This is a genomic window from Colwellia sp. BRX10-3 (genome assembly GCF_014077505.1).
Classification (GTDB): domain Bacteria; phylum Pseudomonadota; class Gammaproteobacteria; order Enterobacterales; family Alteromonadaceae; genus Cognaticolwellia.
In genome coordinates this window covers 1-1,925 of record NZ_JACGWA010000028.1, presented here as the reverse complement: position 1 = coordinate 1,925, position 1,925 = coordinate 1, and the positions used below count along the sequence as shown (strand labels likewise).

Genomic DNA, 1,925 nt, shown 5'->3' with positions numbered 1-1,925 from the left:
CAACTTGCCATTAATGGCACAGCAGCACAATTTACTGATGCCGACCCAAGCAAAAATTATCACCTACTCGTTACCGGCATTAATAATGGCGGTGAAAGTGGTAAATCTAATCCATACATTATCTCTCGAATTATAGGTATACCTAACCAAGCCCCCGTTGCTAATAATGATAATGTCGACGTTAACGAAGATGAAAGTATAACGGTCAATGTATTAGAAAATGATTTTGACCCTGACGGGCAATTAGTCACCGTTGATAGTATTTTATTACAACCCGCTAACGGTGCTTTAGCAATAGATGATACCGGCAATTTCATCTATACACCCAATGTAAACTTCCACGGTCTAGATAGCGCTAACTATCAGATTATCGATATTGAAGGCGCTACAGCAGAAGCAATTGTTTTTTTCAATGTTTTAGCTATCAATGATAACCCTATTGCGGTAGACGATGCTTATGGTGTTGATCCTAGTGGTAAAATCAATGCTGCTGATACCAATTTATTAAGTAATGATTCTGATATTGACGGTGATGACCTGCAAATATCCACGACGCCGGTCACCCCGCCACAACAAGGTACGGTAGTCATCAATGCAGACGGCAGCTTTTCTTATCAATCGACTGGCGTTTTAACTGAGAGTGACCAATTTGTTTATCAAATAACAGATAACGCTGGTGGCACAGCAACTGCCACTGTGACCATATTGCCAAACGGTAACATTTTACCGCCTATAGCCGTCAACGATAATTATCAAATAGATGAAGATACAACACTGGTGATAAATGCGGCTAACTTAGGTATTTTAGCGAATGATAGTGATCCTAATGATTTAGCGTTTGAATTATTGGAAACGTTACTTGTTCAGCCACAGCACGGGCAATTAAATTTATCTTTAGACGGTACCTTTACCTATATTCCTAACAGTAATTTTGTTGGTAATGATCAATTTCAATACCAAATCAAAAATTCAGCGGAATTACTATCACAAGCTTTCGTGAACATAACCGTAAAGTCAGTTGCAGATATCCCGATCGCGCTAGACGATAGTTACCAAGCACTTGAAGATACCAATTTGATTGTAGAGGCCGCATCTGGCCTGTTGATTAATGATGTTGATTTTGATAATTCAATTTTAAGGGTCAACACAACACCGGTAAATTCCCCTCAAAAAGGTGCTGTAGTTTTAGCGCAAGATGGCAGCTTTAGTTATATACCTAACGCTGATTTTAATGGTGTTGATAGTTTTACTTATCAAGTTATTAATGAAAGTGGCTTAACCAATACCGCCAATGTAAATATCGTTATTGCACCGATTAATGACGCGCCCACTGTGGTTGATGACAGCTTAACGATAAATGAAGATAGCAACGTTGTGGTTGATGTTTTAGCGAATGATAGTGATAAAGAGGGTGATGCTATCTCGCTAATCGCATTTGACATTTCCAATGCCACAGCCACAATTGTCAACAATAAACTGGATATCACCCCTGCGCTAAACTTTTTTGGTGAAATTAATGTCGGTTATACCATTGCTGACAGCGAAAATGCCACCAGTAGTGGTACTTTATTGCTGACAGTATTATCGGTAAATGATGCACCCACGGCAGTCAGTGACAGTTATAGTTTAGGCGAAGATACCGTGCTAACGATTTTAGCGACCGGCACCGATCATTTATTAATTAATGATAGCGACGTTGAAGGTGATATCTTAACGATTAATACCACACCAATATCGAATGTTAGCAATGGCAGCTTAACGCTCAATAGTGATGGTTCTTTCATTTATGCTCCTAACAGCAATTTTAATGGCAGCGATAGTTTTATTTATGAAGTTCTTGATGGTAACGGTGGCAAAGCACAAGGCAGTGTGACGTTAAACATCAATAGCATTAACGATGTTCCTGTACTGGGTAATGACAGCTA

1 protein-coding gene is annotated in these 1,925 nt (G+C 39.2%); it reads left to right on the top strand.

Going from position 1 to position 1,925, the window contains the following annotated elements; all coding sequences use genetic code 11:
- Positions 1 to 1,925, top strand: a 1,925-nt coding sequence (locus tag H4J38_RS16845) for a tandem-95 repeat protein (RefSeq protein WP_182133645.1), incomplete at both ends; no start/stop codon positions are given.